1 protein-coding gene is annotated in these 277 nt (G+C 55.2%); it reads right to left on the bottom strand.

What is annotated here, in order from left to right:
• A partial coding sequence (locus IAE36_RS23530; protein ID WP_201214981.1) for an immunoglobulin-like domain-containing protein occupies nucleotides 1-277 on the bottom strand: 277 nt, incomplete at both ends.

Genomic DNA, 277 nt, shown 5'->3' with positions numbered 1-277 from the left:
TACCGACGCATCGCCACCCAGTTGCAGGTTCTCGAAGGTGCGGCCGTCGATATCAACAGCCGACTTGATACCCAAGCTAATGTCGCCAGAGTCTTTATAAACGTCATCGCCCTGCGCAGCGTGCTCGTAAGACACGCTGGTCTGGCCAGCCTTGATGGTGACTTGAGCGTTGTTGCTCAGCGTCACGACCAAGTCGTGGGCCAATGCAGTGTTGATCTGCACGGTAAAGGTCGGTTTAACGTTTTCCGCGACCGAAGTTTGATCAGCCGAGATGGTG

The sequence above is a fragment of the Pseudomonas sp. S36 genome, assembly GCF_016647875.1.
GTDB lineage: Bacteria > Pseudomonadota > Gammaproteobacteria > Pseudomonadales > Pseudomonadaceae > Aquipseudomonas > Aquipseudomonas parafulva.
Note: the sequence above shows the minus strand (reverse complement) of the source record. Positions and strands in the feature narration are given on the sequence as shown.